The following is a 21,426-nucleotide window of genomic DNA, read 5'->3' as shown; positions in this document are numbered from 1 at the left end:
TACACACTCCCACCGTGTATGTATCTCAACCTCCCTTTATTGTCACATTAATTTTTAAAAATATGAATCTACTATGTACTCCTAATATATTTTCTTTTTATTTATATATTTAAATTACCATATTTTATACCCATTAAGAAAATATTTATATGTCATCCCTACAGATGAATTTCATCTAACATACTTTTTATAAAATTCATCAACAAACATTATTTTACAACTAATTACAAATACCGTCAAAATAATCAATTTAAACTTAGACAAATAACTGGCATACAATTTCATAATAAGAGATCCTATACTATCGACATACATCTATTACAAATTCCCTTTAACGTTTTCAACAATCTCATTTATCGTATTCCGATCAAACTTATCACTAATTTCATATGACTCACGATCTCCTACGAATTGCACGCCTACGATATCATTGCGATCCTTACCGTATTGCACTTCAATAATAGATCCTCGCTCTATTTGTTTCCAAATGAGACCTGCTTTATCTTTATTATCTAAAATAATGCAGTCTTCAATATTTTCGCCAATCCCAATTAACTTATTATCATCCATATATCCAATCTCGTATTGTTGCCGTTCTTTCGCTTTGCCACTTACTAATATACCTTTGCTACCATATGAATAATCCCTATAGTCCTTTTTCTCAGATTGTACCACTTTCGGCTTTTGTGCTTCAGTTTTTTCAGCAGCCCTACAACCTGTAATAAGACTGATTGGCATAACCACTATTAATACTAATCTAGTAAATTTCTTTATCATTTGTAACCAACCTCATATATTTAATGTAAAACTCCATTTATTACTTCTATTAAAGAATAACATGATACTAAGTAAACAGAACGAAAGATAACATATTATTTACATACCCACACTTTAATGAAGGACCAGGCCATTTAAACCTAGTCCTCCATAACTTTAACTTTGCTTCACATACTTAATTGTATGAAATGACGTCTCATTAAATAATTGCAAGTTTTCCCCATCATAATCTTGAACTTTATATGCTATTTTCTTTTTTTGAATTGTATCTTCTACACCGTCTACTAAACGTTTATTGAGATGTAAATAGATTGTAAAAGCTTCCTTATCATATTCCCAAGTGCCTTCAATATAATTCTTTTTATTTGGATACTCACCTTTACCATACGTTTCAAATGTCTTATCACCTTTTAAAATGAGTGACATATTGAAACCGTCTGTTCCTTGGAATCCCCAATTACCGATTAATTCCGTACCATCTTTCACATTCTTCATAACGTTATCTGTATTAATTCCAGCTTTCTTATCTAACTCTTTCAAATCTTTCATTGATACTGTACCGTCACCGATTTTAATATCCCCTTCAAGATCTTTGAATGCCTTAAGCCAGTATATATCTCCTTCTTTCACTAACTTTTCGGATTTCTCTATTAACTCTTTATCAGTCTTATCACCTTTTTCTCTTTTTTCTTTTCTGGTGAAGACTTCATTTATTAAAGAAAAAGACTCTCTAAAATAACTAATTGCTTTTTCAAAATCTTTTTGTTGGTTTACATACTCTGTAGGGGGATCTATCGACTCAAATTTATCTAACACTTTATTTAATTCTTTCACACTATCTACTATATCTGATTTCTTTTTCTTACCGTCAAAAACCTCTCTTGTAATATTGTTATGCTCCGCAAACAACTTATCAAACTCTACCCCTAATTTATACACTTTATTAGGATAGTCTTCCTTTGAAACTTTTTCTTTCTTACTATTAGACTTCGATTCTTTTACTTTAGACTCTTCCGTTTTCTCCTGTTTAGAAGTGTTCGTTTTCTCAGAAACTCCACAACCAAATAACAACATGACCGGAACTGCTACCCCTAGTAGTTTCTTTGCATTCATGACTGATTTCTCCTTCTACTTGAATAGATTACTCTTGCTATACCCATCCTCTTTTTTTATCTTGTAATTAAAGTTACAATCGCAATAACTCCTAGAATCGGTCCCCAATATTCCATTTTTATAAAAAATAATGAGTGCTTTTTGTTAAACATAACTTTTTCACCAGTTTCGGTATCTATATAAACTTTCCCATCTGGCTTATTAATATATTTACCTAAATACCAAGACATAATCCCTGATATAATAAACATTACCGCCATTGGCCAACTATGGTCTTGAAAATATGTAGCGTCCCCCGTTATAGATCCAAAGATAGCCTTACCCAAAAGAGTATTAATAATTACAATAATTGCGACTAAAAAACCCCAACCAGACCAAATAATCATCTATTTCTCCTCCTAAAGCGTACAACTTTGTACTTTATGTTAATTTGAACTGCAAACGAAAATGTTTAAAAAACCGAATATTCAGACGTTAATAATTACATTTAGCTTACATTCGATTCTAACTTTAATGTTCTAAATGCAAATGAACCAGATATAATTTGTAAAATTGTCGGAATAAGTAAAAAGAATAATGACATAAATAACATAACTATAGGAATCACAATCATACAAACTCCATAAACTTTATTATTAACCTTGTTTACTAAACACGATAAAATGAACAACCCTATTTGAACCGTTAAAATAATAGAGTAATAAGCTAAAAGTTCGTAATCAACACCTTCCATAATATTAAACGCTACAACTATTAATATTATGGAAATAATAATTCCCAAAATGCCACCAATTAAACCTAATACAAATTCAGGCGTTCTTTTCAATTCAATCCCCCTTTTATGAACCACTAACAACTTGTATATTTTTCCCATTCACCATCATACCAAATATTCATTGGAAAAACTATACAAATGTATTTTTTATTCTACTATACTTTGCTTCTAACTATAGATAGCTTGTAGCAGTTACAAAATTAAAACCTTCACAATTACTTACTGAATTGTCATATTGAAAATTATAAATTAAAACGATAGAATTATAGGATTTATTTAATTTAACTACTTCCTTAATTCGAGAAAGTATTTTATCATCATATGAACATCCCGTTAATAACATAGAAATGTCATCACTCGCTTCTTCTAACACTTCCTTTTCAATAAAATCTTCATCTACATCAATCATATCAATATTAAAATCAACAAAAAATCTTGCTGGTATAGAGTCTCCTTCTTCATCATACGTAACATCTATATGTGTATCCAACTGATCTTGCGTTTGCATATTACCGAACCATATTGAAACCATTCCGTGTACTTCCATTAATAGCGTCCTCCATTATGAATATATATTCTCATTCAACTTACGCTTTAAAATTCATGATTTTTATAAAAACCATTTCTTCTTTCCTTTCAGTCAAATAGGATTATTCGGAAATTCATTGTCATACTTATTAATTAGCGCTTTATCATTTTCATTAATTGGTACTTCACCTAAGTATTTACGTTTCCAAATAATCATTTGATCACTAAAACTATATTCTTTTTCGAGCCAATTGGTATAATCGAAATGCATGTTAAATTCCCCACTATGTTCCAGAGACATTGTAAAAGAGTACCAAAGCTCTTGCTGATTATCTTTAAAAACATCTCTTAATTCCTTACTCAATTTATATAAAGAATCTTCTTTCCTTTCAAACTCCTCTTCATTAACTTCGTATTTAAAAGGAATTTCTACACTATACTTATAATTTTGTTTATTTCTGAAGTTGTTATAGAAAAAGTAAGTTCCCCCTCCAGCTTCTGATATTTGTGCATAAAAATAAAATTTCTCCCATTCTTCTGGAATCATGGCATGAACCGTTTCCGCTATCTCTCTATATAATCGATTCAATTTTATTTCCAATTGAATACCCCCTATTTGATGTTCATCATTCACTTTTTCTATATTATACCACCCTTTTAATTAGCTCTTTATTTCATCTAAAATTCAAACCAAGTTTCGATACCTTTAGAAAGTAGACATACCTCTTAAATACAATTAGTATTAAAATAAGAAATATGAAAGACTTAAAAAGGCTCTTACATGAAGGAAGGAAGTGCACAGCTATGGATTTTAAAACAGTTATGCAAGAACTTGAAGCTCTAGGTAAGGAACGAACGAAAAAAATATACATATCTAACGGTGCGCACGAACCGGTTTTCGGAGTAGCTACAGGTGCTATGAAACCAATCGCTAAAAAAATAAAATTAAATCAAGAGTTAGCTGAAGAACTTTATGCCACAGGTAACTACGATGTTATGTACTTTGCAGGTATTATTGCCGATCCAAAAGCTATGAGTGAGTCTGATTTTGATCGCTGGATAGACGGGGCATATTTTTATATGCTATCTGATTATGTAGTGGCAGTAACTTTATCGGAGTCAAATATTGCGCAAGACGTTGCTGATAAATGGATTGCAAGTGGGGACGAGCTTAAAATGTCTGCCGGCTGGAGTTGCTACTGTTGGCTATTAGGAAATCGCAAAGACAATGAATTTTCCGAAAATAAAATTTCCGATATGCTTGAAATGATGAAAGATACAATTCATCATTCTCCAGAACGAACAAAATCCGCTATGAATAATTTCCTAAACACCGTGGCAATTTCATATGTACCACTACACGAAAAAGCAGTCGAGATTGCAAAAGAAGTTGGTATAGTTGAAGTCAAACGTGATAATAAAAAAAGCAGTTTGTTAAATGCTTCTGAAAGTATTCAGAAAGAACTTGATAGAGGAAGACTTGGTTTCAAGCGTAAGTATGTAAGGTGTTAAAAATATGAAGGTGTCAATCTAGGAGAGATTGACACCTTTTTTGTGGACATTACTAGACTAACGGAGCTGCAAGTTAAAGGGAACCAATCATTCATCTCCCGCTATACATCTCAACCTTCTTCTTTCAACTTATATACCCTATCTCTTTTCTCATCATCTTTGATAAAAATAAGTTTTCCTTCTGTAACAAAACCTTCTAATAGTAAACATACTTGTCCATATGCTTTAGGCTTATTCGTAGTGAATCTTTCATCGGGTATTTTACCAGATCGTATTAATCGTTCACATAGCTCAAGCGCACTTATTTCTTCAGAATCAATTAATTCTAAAATATCTTTTTGTAATGGTGATAAAGGGGCTGGTACCTTACATACCTCAGCTACCTCCACCTTTTCTTTTTCTTCTTCAAATAAATCTTCAAATGAAATTTGATTCATTACATCTTTTCCTTTCTAACGATTAATTTGTATAACATGAACTGAATCCTATAGCGTATTTATTATTATGTATTACTTACCTTTTTTCATAAATCTCAAACTCATGTACATCGTTTCATATAGTATGTTTTGATTATACCAAATATACGTTCTGTCTTCTATTGTAGAATTTTCATAACAGAAATGAAAGTAATAGTAAACATTTCTCTTCTCGTTAGTTATATAGAAAACTATGTAAAAAGTTTACATAATAAAATTATAGTGATCTGTTAAATTTCTATGCAAAAAAGAAGCACTTGTTGCCTCAAGTAGACAATCAAGTGCTTTAAGTTCATATGTTTTTAAGTAACATTAAATTTTTAAATTTTATTGTAACAGTTTGACACCTTTTATATGTCGTGACAACTACTACGTTAAAACTTACGAGTTTGTACGAGTTCGTTAGTTTTATGTCTCTTCCATGCGTTTAAATGTCATCTCGCCTAAGCTCGCACCTCTTTTTCTGTTCTATCATTGTACGTAACACTCCATGATGGTACAACCATCATGGAGTATCTATTTTCAAACACCCTATTATTTTTTCTATCCACTTCACATAAACTTTATTTTTTTAATCATGTAATTTATTTAAAAAATCAGTAAATGTATCTGCAATGTAAAATACATTCTCTCTTGCACGTTCTTCCACTTGTTCTTCTGTTAATCCTTCTTCTCGCAGCAACATTTCTTTTTCACCAGCATTTTCACGTTCCCAAAATACCACAACAGGGTTATTTTTGTCATTTTTATAGTCAAAACATATTAAATTTCCCGCTGGGTCAAAAGCAAAAGGAACTAATTCTGCTGGTAGTGTATCCTTGTAATCATCAAATACTTCCATAATATTTTCATCATCTTCCATATCGTAACTTAATAACGTTCCAAAAACCTTTCTTTTCCCTTCAACTTCAAACACCTCTGGACTAACATGCGCTCCATTATTATTCATCACACATTCTATATAATCTAAAGGAAAATTAATGTTCAATTCCTGTTCAACATTCTTTACATCTTCTCGTATAATAGGTTCATCTGGTGATCTCCATTGTACCTTACTCATCTGATTCCATCCCCCCATAATGCATTTCCACCTAAATGGTTAACTTTATGCGTTTTAGACACTACTAACTGCATTTTACCAGGTACTTGATGATCCATGTCTATCTAATAAAAAAGCACTCGTTGCCTTTAGTCGGCAATCAAGCACTCTAAATTCAAATAATATTTTCTAAGAGTTTAATTTATTGATTATATAAGACACACACGGAACCAATAGCAATTTTTCAACAATATTATTTTGAATTAATAATTGTATTAAACGGTTCTTAATTCAAATACCCTCTATTTTAAGCCCTAAAATCAGTTAATCAGTACTAGATATTTTCAATATATCCCCTAATTCGCCTAACAGTTCTATGTTTTTTAAAGCCAACTCAACAGGTATGTCTTTCATTAGCACGAATGGTAATTGTTTTGATCCTTTTAATAAGTCAAACAATCCCTTTTTGATGATAAATACCTCTTGTATTTTCCTTAAATCCATAGCCCCTCCTACTGGTGGACTTACCAATATAAGATTACACAGTTTTTCCTTAAACACTTCCTGTTCTTCGTCCACACAGTCAATATCTATCGCTCCGTCATTTATCCACTGTATTAAATTCTCACTTACTGTGGTTGCATAATTCGGATCCATAATCCCCGAATCAACTTGTACTAACTCTGTTGCGTTTTCATTTGCAGTCATTAACAGTATTTTGCCTCCACCATTACTTCCTACAGCAACATAACCCTTTGCATATTCATGGACTTCATATGTTTTATTCATTTCATCTATTATATCCACTCCAAATATAACGACTCCATTATCGGACACAAAACCATTTGTATGCTTTAGTAATTGTTTATAAGCATTAGGGAGTATTAATCCCATTTCCTCTTCAATTTTTTTAATTTCATTTTCATCAACTGGAGAATATAATTCATAAGTCGACAATTTTTGAACATTTATCATTTAAATCCTCCTAATCCATCAAAATATCTATATGCTTCTCGCATTACTTTTTTTGCTACTTTTAAATCTACACCCACTTCAATCATTTCTTTATAGCTAATATTAAATTCGTATATTATATCCGTACTAAAACCTTCATTCCTTCTTCTAGCTCTTTGAAGAGCGGATATTATAGCATGTGGTTCACCAGAGGTAGATTTGAGTAATATTGATGGTGCTTGTCGACTGCTATAATTATTACCGCTTGTTTTATCCCATATCTTAGCCCATTCATCTTGTATTGCATGATGCGCTTGTACCAATCCATCATTTTTGGTATTCCGAAAACCTAGAGCACGATTCTTATTTGGACTCATTTTTTTATACAAGTCAACATCTTCAACAATATAACCTCCATTTTTAAGTTGACTCCTAGTGGACCTTTGCGGAAATGCAATACCAGCCCTTTCATTAATATTAGCATGGAGCTGTTCAGAAGTTAATTCGCCATATTTCCCTCTCAAATATTCTAATCTGGATTCTCCCGTACCCTTAACCCCACCACTCTCCAAATTCGAGATCCTACTCTGAATACTCGCCTTTGAGGCATCATGGGCTTCTTGGAATTTCCCGCCATAGTTCGTTCCAGTTCTAGCGACACTTCCATCTAGTAGCATTTCTACACCTTTAACGAATGGGGTTACGGAGTCCATACCTTTTGCTAATGTATTTTCAATTATATAATACTAGTAATTTCTGTTAGCTTTAATTCATAAAAATAACTTTTATAAATTTATGGTATACATTTCAATTAAAAAAGCACTTGTTGTCCCAAATAGACAATCAAGTGCTTTAAGTTTCATATGTTTTTAAGTAGCATAAATTTGTAAGATTTATAAGATCTGTAAGTTTTGTATTAACATTACGACACCTTTTACATGCCATGACAACTACTAAGTTAAAATTGACGAGTTTGTACGGGTTCTTAGTTTAATATACTTTCCATGTGATTATATTCATCACCCAGTAAAATGTCATCTCACCTAAGCTCGTACTTCGTTTTTTCGACGTACAATGAATTAGAGAATCTATTCAAAGTTGTATAAACTCTACCTACTAAATTAGGATTTTTTTGTTTATATAAAAACTTTGCAACAGAACCTTTAAACTAAACTTCAAATCCAATTACTATCCATTCATCAACAATGTCCCAAAAATTCATATTATATCTAGGCTCTTTATTCGTCCACCATAAAGTCGCATTATCATTATTAGAATTCTTATAATCTACTGCAACATAACCACCCATACCACTTTTAAAGAAACCAAAAGTAGTTTGTAAATCAATTTGTAAAGGTTCTTCTAACTCCTCAATAATACCCCATTCATCATCATCAAAAAAAGTTACATTTTCTAAAGGAACTAAACCCATAGATTGACTCGCATAAAAATAGAAACCATTATGAACAGTTCGATAAAAATTTCGTATTGTTGAAGGAATCTTATCCCAAGATTTTTCTAATTCTTCATTATTAAACTCATCTTTGGGATTTCCCCCTTCATAATATAGAATTTCCCCATTATCTGTTTTAATAGTGTATAAAATTGAATATCTACCATTTGTGTTCATAAGCTCTACTTCTTCAAGGTGCCTAGACAAATAAGTAATAGTGTTTCTTAATTCCACTCCTACTTGCTCTTTCCATATCGATAAAATACTCTCAACTCTCTTGTCTACATTTTCTTCTTGAAACAATTCATACCATGAATTTGGTATTTTCCCACTATCAAGTTTATTAATCTCATGGCATGATATAAGTTGTGCATTTCTTTTATATTTTCTTAAAAAACCAAGTTTTTGTTCCATAATTCTATCTCCTTTATTTATCTATATCCTTTTTATTTTCTTCAACAAAATCATCAATTTGTTTTTGTAATTTCATTTCTAATTCTTTTTCCTTCTTTATCATTTCTTCTCTAAACTTAGGATCAACTTCAATTTTTTCTTTCTTATAAATTGTCCAATCAGAATAAGATTTAGACCCCTTGGATTTATTGGCTTCTTCACTTAATCCTAGAAAATTCTCTTCATTATTTAAAACCTTAAGTTGTTGTTCTTTCGTTAATTTATCGAAATTTTTCATCTTTGCTATATTTTTCATTGATACGATATGATCAGCTTGAAGTCTATCTGTAATATACTTACCAGGTAAAGCAGGGTCAGGCGTTCCATCTCTTAATTCATCATATAATTCCTTTGAGATTCTTCTTTCCCCGTATCGAGGCGGTGTTCCAATATCACCCGTACCCTTAACCCCACCACTCTCCAAATTCGAGATCCTACTCTGAATACTCGCCTTTGAGGCATCATGGGCTTCTTGGAATTTCCCGCTATAGTTCGTTCCAGTTCTAGCGACACTTCCATCGAGCATTATTTCTACACCTTTAAAGATTGGGGATACGGAGTCCACACCTTTTGCTAGTTTAATTTCAATTATATAATATTTGTAATTTTTGTTAGCCTGAATTCATAAAAAATAATTTCTAAAAATTTACAGCATGTTTATCTATTAAAAAAGCACTCGTTGCCTTTCGTAGACAATCAAGTGCTTTAAGTTCATATGTTTTTAAGTAGCATAAATTTGTAAGATTTATAAGATCTGTAAGTTTGGTATTAACAGTACGACACCTTTTATATGTCATGACAACTACTACGTTAAAACTTACGAGTTTCTATCAGTTCGTTAGTTTAATATGCATTCCATGTGTTTTGAAGTATGCACTTTTTAATAGCCTACTCTTTTTTTCCACTGCAAATACACTTTATTTTCTATTCATCTACATATATGATTGTTATCTTTAACCAAGCACCACATTTTTTAGCATTCTCATATATAAAGTATAGTTTTAGCATTTATAAAGTTACTGTAATCCATTTCGTATATTTTCTTAATATCTTAAATTATTAATTACAACATATAAAAGTTGGTAATTAAGGATTCTTCAATCCATTAATAAAATCCTTAAAGCTATCAGTTATTTTATACGTATTTTCTTCTTCACTAGACTGTGGAAAATAAAAAGAGTGATCCCAATAATATACACCATGGTTTTCAGTATCTGTAATAAGTACAATTAACCCTGAACTCGGATCATCTCCTATGATTAAACTGGTCGGTAACATATCTTCTTCAAACTCTTCATAGCATTCACTTAAATCAAAAGTTTTTTTTACACCTATACCATACAAAACATCTAAAGGGATTTCCTGATTTAATTCTTTAACAAAAAATTTACTATACCTAACTTTCGAAGTACCTCCGTTATATTTACTTAAAAATTTTTTATAATCTTCCGGAAGTAAAAATCCTAAAAACTCTTCTAATTCTTCAATTGATTCTTCAGTTGCTTTACCAAAAGCATTTAAATTCATTTATTTCACTCCTATTTAATCTTTTAACTTCTTAGCTAATGACATTCCACCCATATGTCGAAATCTTCTGTGCATCTCTTTACTAACTTCTTGCATTGTTGTTAAATCTTGATGATGGTGCCATGTGTTTTCATCTAATTTTGGTCCATTTGGAGCTAATTCATCAGCCTTAGCAAAATCAATGTCATATCTATTAAATTCACCTATCGGAACTTCTTGTCTTACCAACCCAGCAGATTTAAAGTCGGGAAAACCTCCAGGATAAGAAACTCGATTTGGAAGAATATACCAATCAATATAAGTCCATATTCCTTCCTCACTAATTTCGATTTTCCCACCTTTTTTCTGCCATTTTTCAGGATCCCTAGAATATAAGGGTTTAGTAGATAATTGTTCCTCTGTAAACTTTACTATTTCTGGATTTTTACCCGTACCCTTAACCCCACCACTCTCCAAATTCGAAATCCTACTCTGAATACTCGCCTTTGAGGCATCATGGGCTTCTTGGAATTTCCCGCTATAGTTCGTTTCAGATCTAACGACACTTCCATCTGGCAGTATTTCTACACCTTTAACGAATAGGGATACGGAGTCCGCAGCTTTTGCTAATGTATTTCCAATTATATAATACCAGTAATTTGGGTTAGCCTTAATTCACAAAAATAATTTTTAAAATTTTATAGCATGCCTATCTATAAAAAAGCACTTGTTGCCTTTAGTAGACAATCAAGTGCTTTAAATTTATATGTTTTTAAGTAGTATTAAATTTGTAAGTTTTTTAGTAACAGTTCGACAGCCTTACATGTTGTGACAAATCCTAGGTAAAACTTACAAGTTTATATAAATGCATTCTACTTGTAGTTATTGCTTAATAAATATAGAATACATTGTTTTATTCTCCTATTAACTTCTTCCTCATTTTATGTGTTTCTAAATCTGCTAATCTAACAGGAATAGGTAAATGACTCTCATTATTAATACAGTTCATAACAATTTCAGTACTTGTATCTAAATCAATCCAGTTCCCACAAGAAACAAAAATAGGTTAAACACTTTGTCGTACTTAAAGTTCAACCATAGATTTCTATTGTTCATCCTTAAATTTCAATTGTGAAATGAGACTTTCTAAACTATTAGTTATTCGTTTATACTCATTTAATTCAAAATCTTCAACTAAAATTTCACCTGTATTGTTGTCTAGCACTATTAACATGCCATTTGATTCAAAACCAATTGGGATAAATTTAAAAATATCCTCTTTAGATTCTGCATAGTCTTTGACAAGTGAAATAAAATAATCTGGTTCAATCCCTGGAATAACGGGGTGCAAATTAATATTATAAGAAGAAACCCATCCCGTTAATTCTAAAAACCAATATGAATTGAAATACTGCTTCACCGAATCATGTAACTGAACGTTATATTGACTTTCAATTTCATCAAAGGAAAATTCCACTCCCTTCTCTATTGGTTTCCAAGAAATATATCCATATTCATCTTCTTCACCCGAATATATAAATTCATCTACATCTTCATTCCATGCTATTTGCGGTAAGGAATTGTTGTACTCCATCCATTTATCTATAAATTTTTCAAAATAGTCTTTCATAACCTCTTTCATATTAGAAATCACTCCTTAATAAGTTTCTGTAGTAACTCTGAATAAATTTTATCTTTCCCCCATATCCCTGCCTCTTTTTCTATATTATGAATTCCACCGGAGCCTGGGTGTAGTTTTTGGGGCACTGGAAATGCTTGTCCACCTCCACCAATATGATGATGAACTAATTTGTCCCCCCTAACACCTTTAACATCATATTGAGAGAAATACTCCCTAAACACCTTATCTTTAACAGGACTATCAGTAAAAGGATTCCTACCTTCTATTATTGCTCTATTATTCGGGCTGAATGCTTCTGGATGTCGATCAAGGAGTTCACTCCAAAAATACTTTAAATCACGTCTCCATCCTTCTGCATTAGTGTACTTTTCGCCTTTCCCAACAAAAGGCATCTCAACGACTGTACGTTGATCTGCAATATAAACTGGATCTATATTTTGAAGTTCTACACCACGATATGTTCTAATAGGATTATCAATATCACCCGTACCCTTAACCCCACCACTCTCCAAATTCGAGATCCTACTCTGAATACTCGCCTTTGAGGCATCATGGGCTTCTTGGAATTTCCCGCTATAATTCGTTCCAGATCTAACGACACTTCCATCTGGCAGTATTTCTACACCTTTAAAGATTGGGGATACGGAGTCCGCAACTTTTGCTAATGTATTTTCAATTATATAATATTCCCGACTTAATCTATCTAATAATCCTTAAAAATAATCTATATTGATTTTCACTAATTTAGTAATCTCTAATATCTCTACGAAAAAAGCACTCGCTACCAATAATAGGTTTTCGAGTGCTCAAATGTATATACTTCCCATCATATTTAAATCATTTTTAAGATTTGTTCCTTCACATTTTCGTCAAACTTGGCTCCTTCTACCTGTGCTCCCTTCCAAACTACATTGTCTAGTTTGGAACCGGTAAAATTCGCATCCGTGAAATTCCCATTTAAAAGGTTCGCTCCTGTTAAATCCGCGTTTGTAAAATCTGTATTTCTAGCATCTACTTCTGATAAATTAGCATCTTCTAAATATGCTTTTTCAAAGTTACCTTCTGTAAGATTCGCGTTGCTGAAATCCGTTCCCGTACAGTCGGCCTGTTTTGCATCTATTTTATATAAATTTGCTTGTCGAAAAGTAGCATGATTTAATATCGTTCCAACTAATTCTCCATATGAAAAATCAACTTCATCAAAACATGTTTCAAAACAACTACTTATATTTACCTTTGCATATTTCATATTAGCTTTAGAGAAATTAGCTTCACCAAATCTACAATCTGCAATATGTATTTCCTCTAAATTACAGCTCCTGAAATCAGCAAACTCAAAATCACAATCAAAAAAAGATGCTCTCATTAGTGAAGAAGCTCTTAAATGGACTTGTTTTGCCATGATACCCTCTGCCATCACCTCTGACAAATCTGAAAAAGTAAGATCTAAATCACTCATATCTAGTCCATCTATAACCTCATCATTGTATTGAGATCTATTTAATATTTCCATGACTCTTATTCTATCATTACCATTCTCATTCATTATTACGATCTCCTTTCATTTAGCTTTTCAGATAGTCCTTCCAAGCAATATTTGGAGAATAAGTTACACCCATTTGATCTTCATCAAAACTTGGTATAGCCATTACTTGTGCTGGTTCCAAATACTTCATTACTTGTAGCCAATTATCAAGTAATGTATCACTATCACTCCCTAATGGATTATTTAAAATATCAATACAAAGCCCACCCCAATCTAGCTCAGATACCACAGCTGGACTATTTTGTAATAATTCCTTATCAAACATTTCTAAAATATGACCACTAAAGTATGTTCTAGCGCCTATCCCTAAGGGACCGTTAGGAAGAAACCTAACCGGTATTGGCTGGGAAGATATTTCCATCCACATCTGTAAACGTTCACGGTCGGTATTCCACGGATATGATAAAGGCCAAAAAATTTGAGTTACTCCGTAACTTGGTTTCGCAGCTTCTGCGATTTGATCAGATAACTCAAAAAAAGCAGACCATAATTTTTTAGGTATTGATTTATGAAACTCAAACTCTAAAAATGAACGATGGCTCCAGTTAACTTGAAAACGTCCTGTGTAGTTCACAGATTTATCACGATACAGGTAAACTTCTGATACTATACGCTCTGAAACTACTTTTTCCAGAATTTCCTGACGGTTATATTCTACCCGTACCGTTTCACAGTTGCCCCAATGAGTAGGAGCAAATTTTTCATTTGACTCAAACACATCCAAAAGACGACCTAATAATTCTTCTTCGTTAAAAGATACTGTAGGATACATTGTAATTGTGAAAAAATCTGGTTTCATGTATATCCCCCTTAATATTAAAAAATATAGTCACATAATAATTTTTATTCACAGCTTTTTCCACCTACCTCCACCAGGTAAACGTGTATTGTTCTCCCATTTATGAGTCACTTTACCGCTATTTGGATCAGTGTAGTAAACATCACTATCCTTACCCAAAGGCCCACTTGGTCTTGGATGAGGAGGAATCCCATTCAAATCGGGTTTATCGCTTGATATTGTCACAATATGACTTCCATTTTTATCTTCGAGCATCTCTCTTTCAGCTCGCATTTGACTGTCATTATGAATAACGTGTTCTTTGTCACTTATTTTGTGTTTGTGATCATGAACTAAATCGATTTCATCCTTAGCATTACGACCTATACTATCTGGACGCGTAAGATGCCCTTCACTGGATGTATACGTAACAACCTTGCCGGAGTTATTGTCCTCTAATGTACGATTTAGGTGTTCTCCCAAAGCTTTTCTTCCTTTTATTTCTTCTTCTCTTCCACGCTCTTGACTTTTCCTTAAATTTTCACGCTTAACATCCCACTCTTTACGTTCTAAAGGCTCTTTTGTTTCTTCACAATGACGATTATACCTAATGTTATCTGCTTCCTTGTAATCCCCCCGTGCTTTGGCTTCATCTATTTTTATTCGATAGTATTTTTCTCTTTCCGGGGTTAGTTTAATTTTGTTTGGGTTTGCGTTACTACCAGTACCCTTAACCCCACCACTCTCCAAATTCGAGATTCTACTCTGAATACTCGCCTTTGAGGTATCATGGGCTCCTTGGAATTTCCCGCTATAGTTCGTTCCAGTTCTAGCGACACTTCCATCTGGCAGTATTTCTGCACCTTTAACGAATGGAATTACAGAGTCCACACCTTTTGCTAATGTATTTTCAATTATATAATACTAATAGTTTCTGTTAGCTTTAATTCATAAAAATAACTTTTATAAATTTATAGTATACCTTTCAATTAAAAAAGCACTTGTTGCCTTTAGTCGGCAATCAAGTACTTTAAGTTAATATGTTTTTAATTATGGATAATTTTATAATTTTTGTAGTGCAGTTTGACACCTTTTATATATTGTGACAACTACTACGTTAAAACTTACGAGTTTGTACGAGTTCGTTAGTTTAATATACATTCCATGTGTTTATATTCATCGCCATGTAAAATGTCATATCGCCTAAGCTCGTACTTCGTTTTCTATTCTATCATTGCACATATTACTCTATGATGGTACAACCATCATGGAGTATATATTTTCAAACACCCTATTATTTTTTCTATCCATTTCACATAAACTTTATTTTTCATTCATCATTATATTTTTTAATCGTGTAATTTACTTAAAAAATCAGTAAATGTATCTGCAATATAAAATACATTTTCTCTTGCCAGTTCTTCTACTTGTGCTTCTGTTAAACCTTCTTGACGCATTAACATTTCTTTTTCGCCAGCATTCTCATGCTCCCAAAATACCACAACAGGGTTATTTTTGTCATTTTTATAGTCAAAACATATTAAATTTCCTGCTGGGTCAAAAGCAAAAGGAACTAACTCTTTAGGTATAGTAGGGGCATAAGTACGATATACTTTAACAATATATTCGCTACTATCCGTATCATAAGAGAGCAATGTCCCAAACACTCTTGTTACTCCATCCACCTCAAACTTATATGGTAATACCGCTGAACCATTATTAGTAGTAGCACACTCTACATAATCACTTGGAAATATAAAATCCATCTGCTTACCCACTTCATATATATATTCTGCTGAAACCGGCTCATCTGGTACTGGCCATGTTAAATCTTTTCTCATCTAATTCCGCCTCCCCATAATTTATTACCACCTAAATGATTTACACTGTGCTTTGCTGAAACAACTAATTGCATTTTTCCAGGCACCTGATGATGATGCCATGTTAAATCTACAATTCGTGGCAATTCCAACTCTATCATTTTTAATTGCTTAGGTGTAAAAATATCTCTCGGTATCTCTCCTTTGTTTATGGCTGCCTTCAATTGCCTTGTACACTCTTCAAATTGTGCATCATCCTTAGCTATAAATAAACTTTCATCTAACTTATGAGTAAACTTAACATCCTCACCTTTAAAAATCGGAAAACCTAAAACATCGTAATCTATACCTTTCATATGTGTGCCACCTGCTAGCCCTTTATTAATTATATTATGTTTTGGTGAAGCATTTAAATGAGCATCAACATACCCTACTACCGCTTTAAATTCCTCAACACTATCATATCCAAACTCTTTAATAGTAGTATCATCTACTTTTGTTAAAAAGTCTTCAACACTATCATAACCTTTAGGCACAATTGACCTATTAACCAAATTCCCGTCTATATCGTAGTCGTTTTTAATTACTTCGTCAATTTCTGATCTATGAACAGTGTTACCCGTACCCTTAACCCCTCCACTACCCTTAGCAAGTTGATAAGCGTCATCCTTAGCTGCCGTACTTGCCTTTGAAAACTTTCCAGCTACTTCTCCAACAGTTGAAGATTCTATATAAGGAAGCTTCATTCCTATTCCAGTATCCACCGTCCTAACTGCTACTGGAATAGGAGTATTTTTCATAGCATCTAGTGCATTTTTTAAAGTCTTATTTTCCTTAAGCGATTGTACCACATTTTTACCCAAATTTGGATTAAAACCAGGCATTCCTTCTTTGAATTTTAATAATTTGGCTAAATCAGCTAATTCACTCGTCCCTTTGAATGCTTTTACTCCTTTTCCTACCGCTCCAACAACTGGGATTGCATCTAATCCGCCAAAAATGATGTTTCCTACCCGCTCTTCTTGGCTCAATTTCCGGTGTGTTCCCCAGTCTTCTCCGTCGATACCGCTTTTTATTTGTACACCTCCGTATACTACTGCGGCAGCGGCCCCGAGTGGTGGACAAAGGATTGTTGTGATGATGATTCCTACGCCTATTCCTATGTCTCGCACCATTTCTAGTTTTTTCTGTTCATCTTCTATCGATTTGTATTCAAATCCTCGTGTGGATGGGACTACTTTCTTGTATTCTTCATAATTTAATTTTGCATCTGGATTTTGTTTTTTTAGTTCTTTGTACTCCCCTCTCAGTACGTTATCAAATGCAGGTGAATCTCTAAAAATATCTTCTACTGTTATTTTATCTTTCTTCTTCTGTATTGTTTGTGGTACACTTCCGTAGCCTGCATGCGCACCTGGTAATACTGTCGTTGTTGTAGAGCCAATTCGGTTATTTGTTTCGAAACTGAGAATAGATGTATCTCTCATTTTTTGAGCGAATTTATCCATTTCTACTAAAAAAGGTTTATCTATATGTTCAGAGACTATTCGCCCTACTTCTCCGCAATATTTTTGTAATGTCGTATAACTATCAAGTAATTCACTGATTTTTTGCGATTGATCTTTAGGATTAAAATGTATACTACCATCCGAGTCTAAATCTCGTATTCTTCCATCAATTCTTTTTAATGACTCATTTGCTTCCCGTAATTTCATGAGTGCATCTTTTGTAATTCGATTCATACCATCTCCCATGTTTTGCCATGGTTCAGGTCTATATTTCACATCCATCTCGTTTTCATCCCCCAGCCGTATGGTGATTTCTACAACTTACTTAATATTTCACGTAATTGTTCGTCCTTTTCAAGCATTTCTACACATACATTTCCTACAACTTTCGCCGACCTCAAATAGTGTTCAGACAATTCAAGTGTTTTGTGTAATATATCAGGATATTTTTCAATTACTCTCATCGCTTCACCTTTTTGATAAAAATCACAGCTTAATAAACTCTCAATATTCGTTCCAATGACGTCTACATGGATTTTATATATATTTTCTAATTTCATTACTATATCAAGTAGTTCTTGAAAATTAACTAATACTTCTTCTCCACCACCAGAACCACCATCTCCCATTGATACTTGCATTATTCAATACCTCCTAACGAAAATTGTCTCGGGTCAATTAATTTTTTATACGGCATTTTTAACACGTCATACAATTTCTTATTAACCGCATAGAGGCTCACCCAGTCATATTGATTACGATCTACATCTATTTGAACGAAATCTTCTCCTTCAGTGAAATATAAGAAACATTCCCATTTTCCTCCTCTATTACTTCGAGGCCTCGTATACGTTTCTATCGCTATAACGTTTTTATTTGATAAATCTTTTTCCTCAAATGTTTGTTGTTCTTCTTCTGTCATTCTCTTTGAGAAAAATGTATCTTCTATTTCCCTCGGTTCTCTCAATAAAAAAGGGATGCGTGTTAATAAGGAAAAATATACGTCTGGCTTTGGTATGTAGTCGATCTCGTATTTTTTATTTGGTTCTATTTCCGTTAATACAGCCACTCGGTCTTTATCCTCTTTCAAAAAGCCAATTAATACATTATTCATTCTCGTGTATTCATGACAACTTTCATATTCCTTTAATAGTTCAATTATTTGAAAAGCTGCAGGGGTAATTCCATTTTCACTTGTAAGTAGGCCTTTTTCTTTTAAACTCGTAGTTGCTTTCGTGACACATTCTGCATCAAGTAAAATAATTGCGTCACGGTTTGGCAATCCAAATATATCGGTAACCCCAGCTGCACCTGCGAGAACATATAATTCAGCAGGTGCAAAACTCATTTCTTTCCCCATTCTTTTATCCCTCGTTTCTCCATCACAATTGTTTTATCGCCCTTACTTCCGATCTATCTCCGTACGTTTGAATGCTTTTATCTAACTCTTTCAAAGCTTTCGTATGCCCTTCAAATGCCTCTACCATTTCTGAATTATATTGAATGATCAAATCAAGATAACTTAAAAAAGCATCTCGCGTTTTTCCATTCCATTTCGCACCTGTGACATATGCTTTTAAGTCTTTCGCTTGGTTTAAAGAATCCTTCATACCATTTTCAATGTTTTGTGCGTAAGAAATGGCACTTGCAGTGTTACTTCCTATAATTTCAACCTCTTTACCACTCATGTTGGTTCCCTCCATTCTTTGTATGCTTAATGGATAAAGTTTTCAAATTCCTTTTTCTTTTCTTCAAAAGCCTTGGTCGCTGCGGCGTATGCTGACGCTTTCTCCGATTCTGCTTTCGCTTTATATTCCAAATACTTTGCATAAGCTGTACTTTTTGCAGATCCAATATCGCTTAATGCACTTTTAAAATAGGATAATACTGTATTTAAGTCTTCATCCTTTTCATGACGTTTTTGTTCAAATTCAACTGCCGGAATTTTATTAGCTTCTAAGCCATTACTTTTACTCTCATACTCTCTCTTCGCTGATTCAGCCTCTTGAATGAATTGCTTTAACTCTCTTTCTTTATCTTTTAAATAATCATGTAAATCATCATACCGATCTCGTTTCCTCGCACTTTCTGTAAAACCAGACGCATTTAAAAAAGCATTGTACAATTCATCTAACATCTTTCTCCCCCTTTAGCACAATAACTATGTAGTTAAATTCGTATATTTAAACATGAATATTCATTACATTAAGAATTAACAAATAATTATTTTTACATATTGTTATTTTATCAAAGGGATTTTAACATTTCCATATTTTATGAATGGCTTTCGCATTTTTCTTCAATAAAGTGAAACTTTAATCAATATGACTATGTATTTATGTGCAGAAATAATAAAAAACACTGCCAAGCGCAGTGTTTTTTATTACTACCTTTTATCCAATTCATTCGTATTAAATCCTTGCTTGAGAGTAAGACCAGTTCTTTCTTATTTCATCAACAACTATTTCTGGATAATCCCAATGAAGCGTACGAGTAGGCTCCCTGATTCGTTATACTATTCCTTAGGCTGTTTTATTTCTATATTCATTCCAATATTTTGGCTCAGTCGCGCTTAAGAGAACGATAGAAAAAGGATCTGATATGAATATCAGATCCTTAACTTTAATTTCTTAATACATACATCTTTTTACACGATAACTGGTTCATACGTGCTCAAATTATCATACTCAGTTTTTACAATACTAGGCGGAAGGTTAACACATCCTCAGATTCACCTTTTCCTGTAGCAGTGCATAATGTTTAATAAAATTAAAACATATTTTTACTTACCAGACTTAATTTTTTCGTTATATTCCTCTAAAGTTAACCCTTTTTCTTTTAGATAAACAGCAACTTCTTTTCCTACATAACGATAGTGCCATGGCTCATACTTAATGCCAGTAATATTCTCTTTATCTTTTGGATAGCGGAGAGTAAATCCATATTCTGCAGCATTCTTATCTAACCATTTGAATGCATCGGTAGTTTCAAATTTTGCATTTAAATCTTCTACAGTATTCTGCCATTCAACTGAAATAATGTCTAACGCTAATCCAGTATGATGTTCACTTGCACCAGGATACTGAAGATATTCCAATGCCTTAGCACTAGCCTCTTTATCCGACAAACCTTGAGATTTATAGCTTTTAACTGAAGCATCATAATAAGTTTGTTGTAATTTTATAGCTCGATAACCTGATCTTAAATAAAGATTGATTCCCTCTTTTTTTGCAGCTGCTACCATATCCTGATAGGAAGTTGCAATTCTACTATCTATTTTCATATTTGGCTTCGCATTTTGGGTGATACTTGTTAATTCAATTCCTAGTTCCTTTGATAACATATGCTCTCTATTTACAAGGATAATTCTCCAATCATTAACATCAGAGATAGGTAAAACATCTTTTTTCTTCGCATGTATTTCATTTTTATTTTTATCGTTATTATTAGTAGTTGCCTGAGATGTTTGCTTTCCACTACAAGCAGCAAGACTCCATCCCATTGCCAATACCAATGCTAAAATTATAAATTTTTTAATTGTATCTC

General features: G+C 32.8%; 27 protein-coding genes and 4 pseudogenes. 1 reads left to right on the top strand and 30 read right to left on the bottom strand.

Annotated features, from left to right (window positions below):
- Window positions 1-318: 318 nt before the first annotated feature.
- The 6 genes from DN404_RS07905 to DN404_RS07880 form a co-directional block, all read right to left on the bottom strand.
- A complete protein-coding gene (locus tag DN404_RS07905; RefSeq protein ID WP_149214935.1) occupies window positions 319-777 on the bottom strand; it encodes a hypothetical protein in 459 nt (152 codons plus the stop codon).
- A gap of 156 nt (window positions 778-933) precedes the next feature.
- Window positions 934-1,890 (bottom strand): DUF3994 domain-containing protein, encoded by a 957-nt coding sequence (locus tag DN404_RS07900; protein WP_063246250.1) that lies wholly within the window; start codon window positions 1,888-1,890, stop codon window positions 934-936.
- 56 nt (window positions 1,891-1,946) lie between these two features.
- Window positions 1,947-2,276, bottom strand: coding sequence for a hypothetical protein (locus DN404_RS07895; protein WP_017674154.1), 330 nt, complete (start codon window positions 2,274-2,276; stop codon window positions 1,947-1,949).
- A gap of 101 nt (window positions 2,277-2,377) precedes the next feature.
- The gene (locus tag DN404_RS07890) at window positions 2,378-2,716 is read right to left on the bottom strand and encodes a DUF4064 domain-containing protein (RefSeq protein ID WP_000831724.1); all 339 of its coding nucleotides are present in this window, start codon (window positions 2,714-2,716) and stop codon (window positions 2,378-2,380) included.
- A 121-nt stretch (window positions 2,717-2,837) separates the two neighbouring features.
- The gene (locus tag DN404_RS07885) at window positions 2,838-3,212 is read right to left on the bottom strand and encodes an immunity 22 family protein (RefSeq protein ID WP_063536870.1); all 375 of its coding nucleotides are present in this window, start codon (window positions 3,210-3,212) and stop codon (window positions 2,838-2,840) included.
- A gap of 93 nt (window positions 3,213-3,305) precedes the next feature.
- Window positions 3,306-3,794 (bottom strand): antitoxin YezG family protein, encoded by a 489-nt coding sequence (locus DN404_RS07880; RefSeq protein ID WP_113302793.1) that lies wholly within the window; start codon window positions 3,792-3,794, stop codon window positions 3,306-3,308.
- A gap of 203 nt (window positions 3,795-3,997) precedes the next feature.
- Here DN404_RS07880 and DN404_RS07875 point away from each other — a divergent pair, with 203 nt between their 5' ends.
- A complete protein-coding gene (locus DN404_RS07875; protein WP_113302792.1) occupies window positions 3,998-4,705 on the top strand; it encodes a DNA alkylation repair protein in 708 nt (235 codons plus the stop codon).
- Window positions 4,706-4,815: 110 nt separating this feature from the next.
- Here the strand turns inward: DN404_RS07875 and DN404_RS07870 are convergent, their stop codons facing one another.
- The 24 genes and pseudogenes from DN404_RS07870 to DN404_RS07760 form a co-directional block, all read right to left on the bottom strand.
- Window positions 4,816-5,142 (bottom strand): DUF3895 domain-containing protein, encoded by a 327-nt coding sequence (locus DN404_RS07870; protein WP_001071908.1) that lies wholly within the window; start codon window positions 5,140-5,142, stop codon window positions 4,816-4,818.
- A 243-nt stretch (window positions 5,143-5,385) separates the two neighbouring features.
- A pseudogene (locus DN404_RS31290) lies at window positions 5,386-5,593 on the bottom strand (hypothetical protein).
- Between the two features lie 159 nt (window positions 5,594-5,752).
- Entirely contained in the window at window positions 5,753-6,241 is a 489-nt protein-coding gene (locus DN404_RS07860) for an SMI1/KNR4 family protein (protein WP_113304802.1), read from the bottom strand.
- Window positions 6,238-6,333, bottom strand: a pseudogene (locus tag DN404_RS07855) (HNH endonuclease); the annotation flags it as partial. The pseudogene DN404_RS07855 and the gene DN404_RS07860, both read right to left, overlap by 4 nt.
- A gap of 211 nt (window positions 6,334-6,544) precedes the next feature.
- Complete coding sequence (locus DN404_RS07850) at window positions 6,545-7,195, bottom strand: SMI1/KNR4 family protein (RefSeq protein WP_113303744.1); 651 nt, start codon at window positions 7,193-7,195, stop codon at window positions 6,545-6,547.
- Window positions 7,192-7,887 (bottom strand): hypothetical protein, encoded by a 696-nt coding sequence (locus DN404_RS07845; RefSeq protein WP_124749671.1) that lies wholly within the window; start codon window positions 7,885-7,887, stop codon window positions 7,192-7,194. Before DN404_RS07845 ends, DN404_RS07850 begins: the two co-directional genes overlap by 4 nt.
- A 455-nt stretch (window positions 7,888-8,342) precedes the next feature.
- Window positions 8,343-9,041 (bottom strand): SMI1/KNR4 family protein, encoded by a 699-nt coding sequence (locus DN404_RS07840; RefSeq protein WP_065212276.1) that lies wholly within the window; start codon window positions 9,039-9,041, stop codon window positions 8,343-8,345.
- Window positions 9,042-9,054: 13 nt separating this feature from the next.
- Complete coding sequence (locus DN404_RS31285) at window positions 9,055-9,336, bottom strand: hypothetical protein (protein WP_065212284.1); 282 nt, start codon at window positions 9,334-9,336, stop codon at window positions 9,055-9,057.
- Window positions 9,337-9,483: 147 nt separating this feature from the next.
- Window positions 9,484-9,645, bottom strand: a pseudogene (locus DN404_RS31280) (hypothetical protein); the annotation flags it as partial.
- Between the two features lie 521 nt (window positions 9,646-10,166).
- Window positions 10,167-10,607: an SMI1/KNR4 family protein gene (locus DN404_RS07830; protein ID WP_149214934.1), complete on the bottom strand. Its 441-nt coding sequence runs from the start codon at window positions 10,605-10,607 to the stop codon at window positions 10,167-10,169.
- Window positions 10,608-10,622: 15 nt separating this feature from the next.
- The gene (locus DN404_RS07825; protein WP_124749672.1) at window positions 10,623-11,261 is read right to left on the bottom strand and encodes an HNH endonuclease; all 639 of its coding nucleotides are present in this window, start codon (window positions 11,259-11,261) and stop codon (window positions 10,623-10,625) included.
- Window positions 11,262-11,499: 238 nt separating this feature from the next.
- A pseudogene (locus DN404_RS30910) lies at window positions 11,500-11,652 on the bottom strand (endonuclease V); the annotation flags it as partial.
- Window positions 11,653-11,691: 39 nt separating this feature from the next.
- Window positions 11,692-12,228 (bottom strand): SecY-interacting protein Syd, encoded by a 537-nt coding sequence (locus DN404_RS07815; RefSeq protein ID WP_000665915.1) that lies wholly within the window; start codon window positions 12,226-12,228, stop codon window positions 11,692-11,694.
- Window positions 12,229-12,236: 8 nt separating this feature from the next.
- On the bottom strand, window positions 12,237-12,908 hold the full coding sequence (locus tag DN404_RS07810) for a hypothetical protein (protein ID WP_149214933.1): 672 nt from the start codon (window positions 12,906-12,908) through the stop codon (window positions 12,237-12,239).
- 152 nt (window positions 12,909-13,060) lie between these two features.
- Window positions 13,061-13,774: a pentapeptide repeat-containing protein gene (locus DN404_RS07805; protein WP_149214932.1), complete on the bottom strand. Its 714-nt coding sequence runs from the start codon at window positions 13,772-13,774 to the stop codon at window positions 13,061-13,063.
- A gap of 19 nt (window positions 13,775-13,793) precedes the next feature.
- Complete coding sequence (locus tag DN404_RS07800) at window positions 13,794-14,573, bottom strand: hypothetical protein (protein WP_000801403.1); 780 nt, start codon at window positions 14,571-14,573, stop codon at window positions 13,794-13,796.
- Between the two features lie 48 nt (window positions 14,574-14,621).
- Entirely contained in the window at window positions 14,622-15,443 is an 822-nt protein-coding gene (locus DN404_RS07795; protein WP_149214931.1) for an ADP-ribosyltransferase, read from the bottom strand.
- A 458-nt stretch (window positions 15,444-15,901) separates the two neighbouring features.
- A complete protein-coding gene (locus DN404_RS07790) occupies window positions 15,902-16,393 on the bottom strand; it encodes an SMI1/KNR4 family protein (protein WP_001224283.1) in 492 nt (163 codons plus the stop codon).
- Window positions 16,390-18,162, bottom strand: coding sequence for an HNH endonuclease (locus DN404_RS07785; RefSeq protein ID WP_149214930.1), 1,773 nt, complete (start codon window positions 18,160-18,162; stop codon window positions 16,390-16,392). Before DN404_RS07785 ends, DN404_RS07790 begins: the two co-directional genes overlap by 4 nt.
- Before the next feature lie 32 nt (window positions 18,163-18,194).
- A complete protein-coding gene (locus DN404_RS07780; protein ID WP_006920453.1) occupies window positions 18,195-18,521 on the bottom strand; it encodes a hypothetical protein in 327 nt (108 codons plus the stop codon).
- The gene (locus DN404_RS07775) at window positions 18,521-19,240 is read right to left on the bottom strand and encodes a DUF5081 family protein (protein ID WP_149214929.1); all 720 of its coding nucleotides are present in this window, start codon (window positions 19,238-19,240) and stop codon (window positions 18,521-18,523) included. Before DN404_RS07775 ends, DN404_RS07780 begins: the two co-directional genes overlap by 1 nt.
- A 22-nt stretch (window positions 19,241-19,262) precedes the next feature.
- Window positions 19,263-19,568: a WXG100 family type VII secretion target gene (locus tag DN404_RS07770; RefSeq protein ID WP_000014538.1), complete on the bottom strand. Its 306-nt coding sequence runs from the start codon at window positions 19,566-19,568 to the stop codon at window positions 19,263-19,265.
- A 26-nt stretch (window positions 19,569-19,594) separates the two neighbouring features.
- On the bottom strand, window positions 19,595-20,017 hold the full coding sequence (locus DN404_RS07765; protein ID WP_000883462.1) for a hypothetical protein: 423 nt from the start codon (window positions 20,015-20,017) through the stop codon (window positions 19,595-19,597).
- A 645-nt stretch (window positions 20,018-20,662) separates the two neighbouring features.
- Window positions 20,663-21,394 carry a M15 family metallopeptidase gene (locus tag DN404_RS07760; RefSeq protein WP_000241986.1) on the bottom strand — a complete coding sequence of 244 codons (732 nt, stop codon included), beginning with the start codon at window positions 21,392-21,394 and terminating at the stop codon, window positions 20,663-20,665.
- Window positions 21,395-21,426 lie beyond the last annotated feature (32 nt).

It is taken from the genome of Bacillus sp. TE8-1, from assembly GCF_008368855.1.
In the GTDB taxonomy this organism is placed as follows: domain Bacteria; phylum Bacillota; class Bacilli; order Bacillales; family Bacillaceae_G; genus Bacillus_A; species Bacillus_A cereus.
Note: the sequence above shows the minus strand (reverse complement) of the source record. Positions and strands in the feature narration are given on the sequence as shown.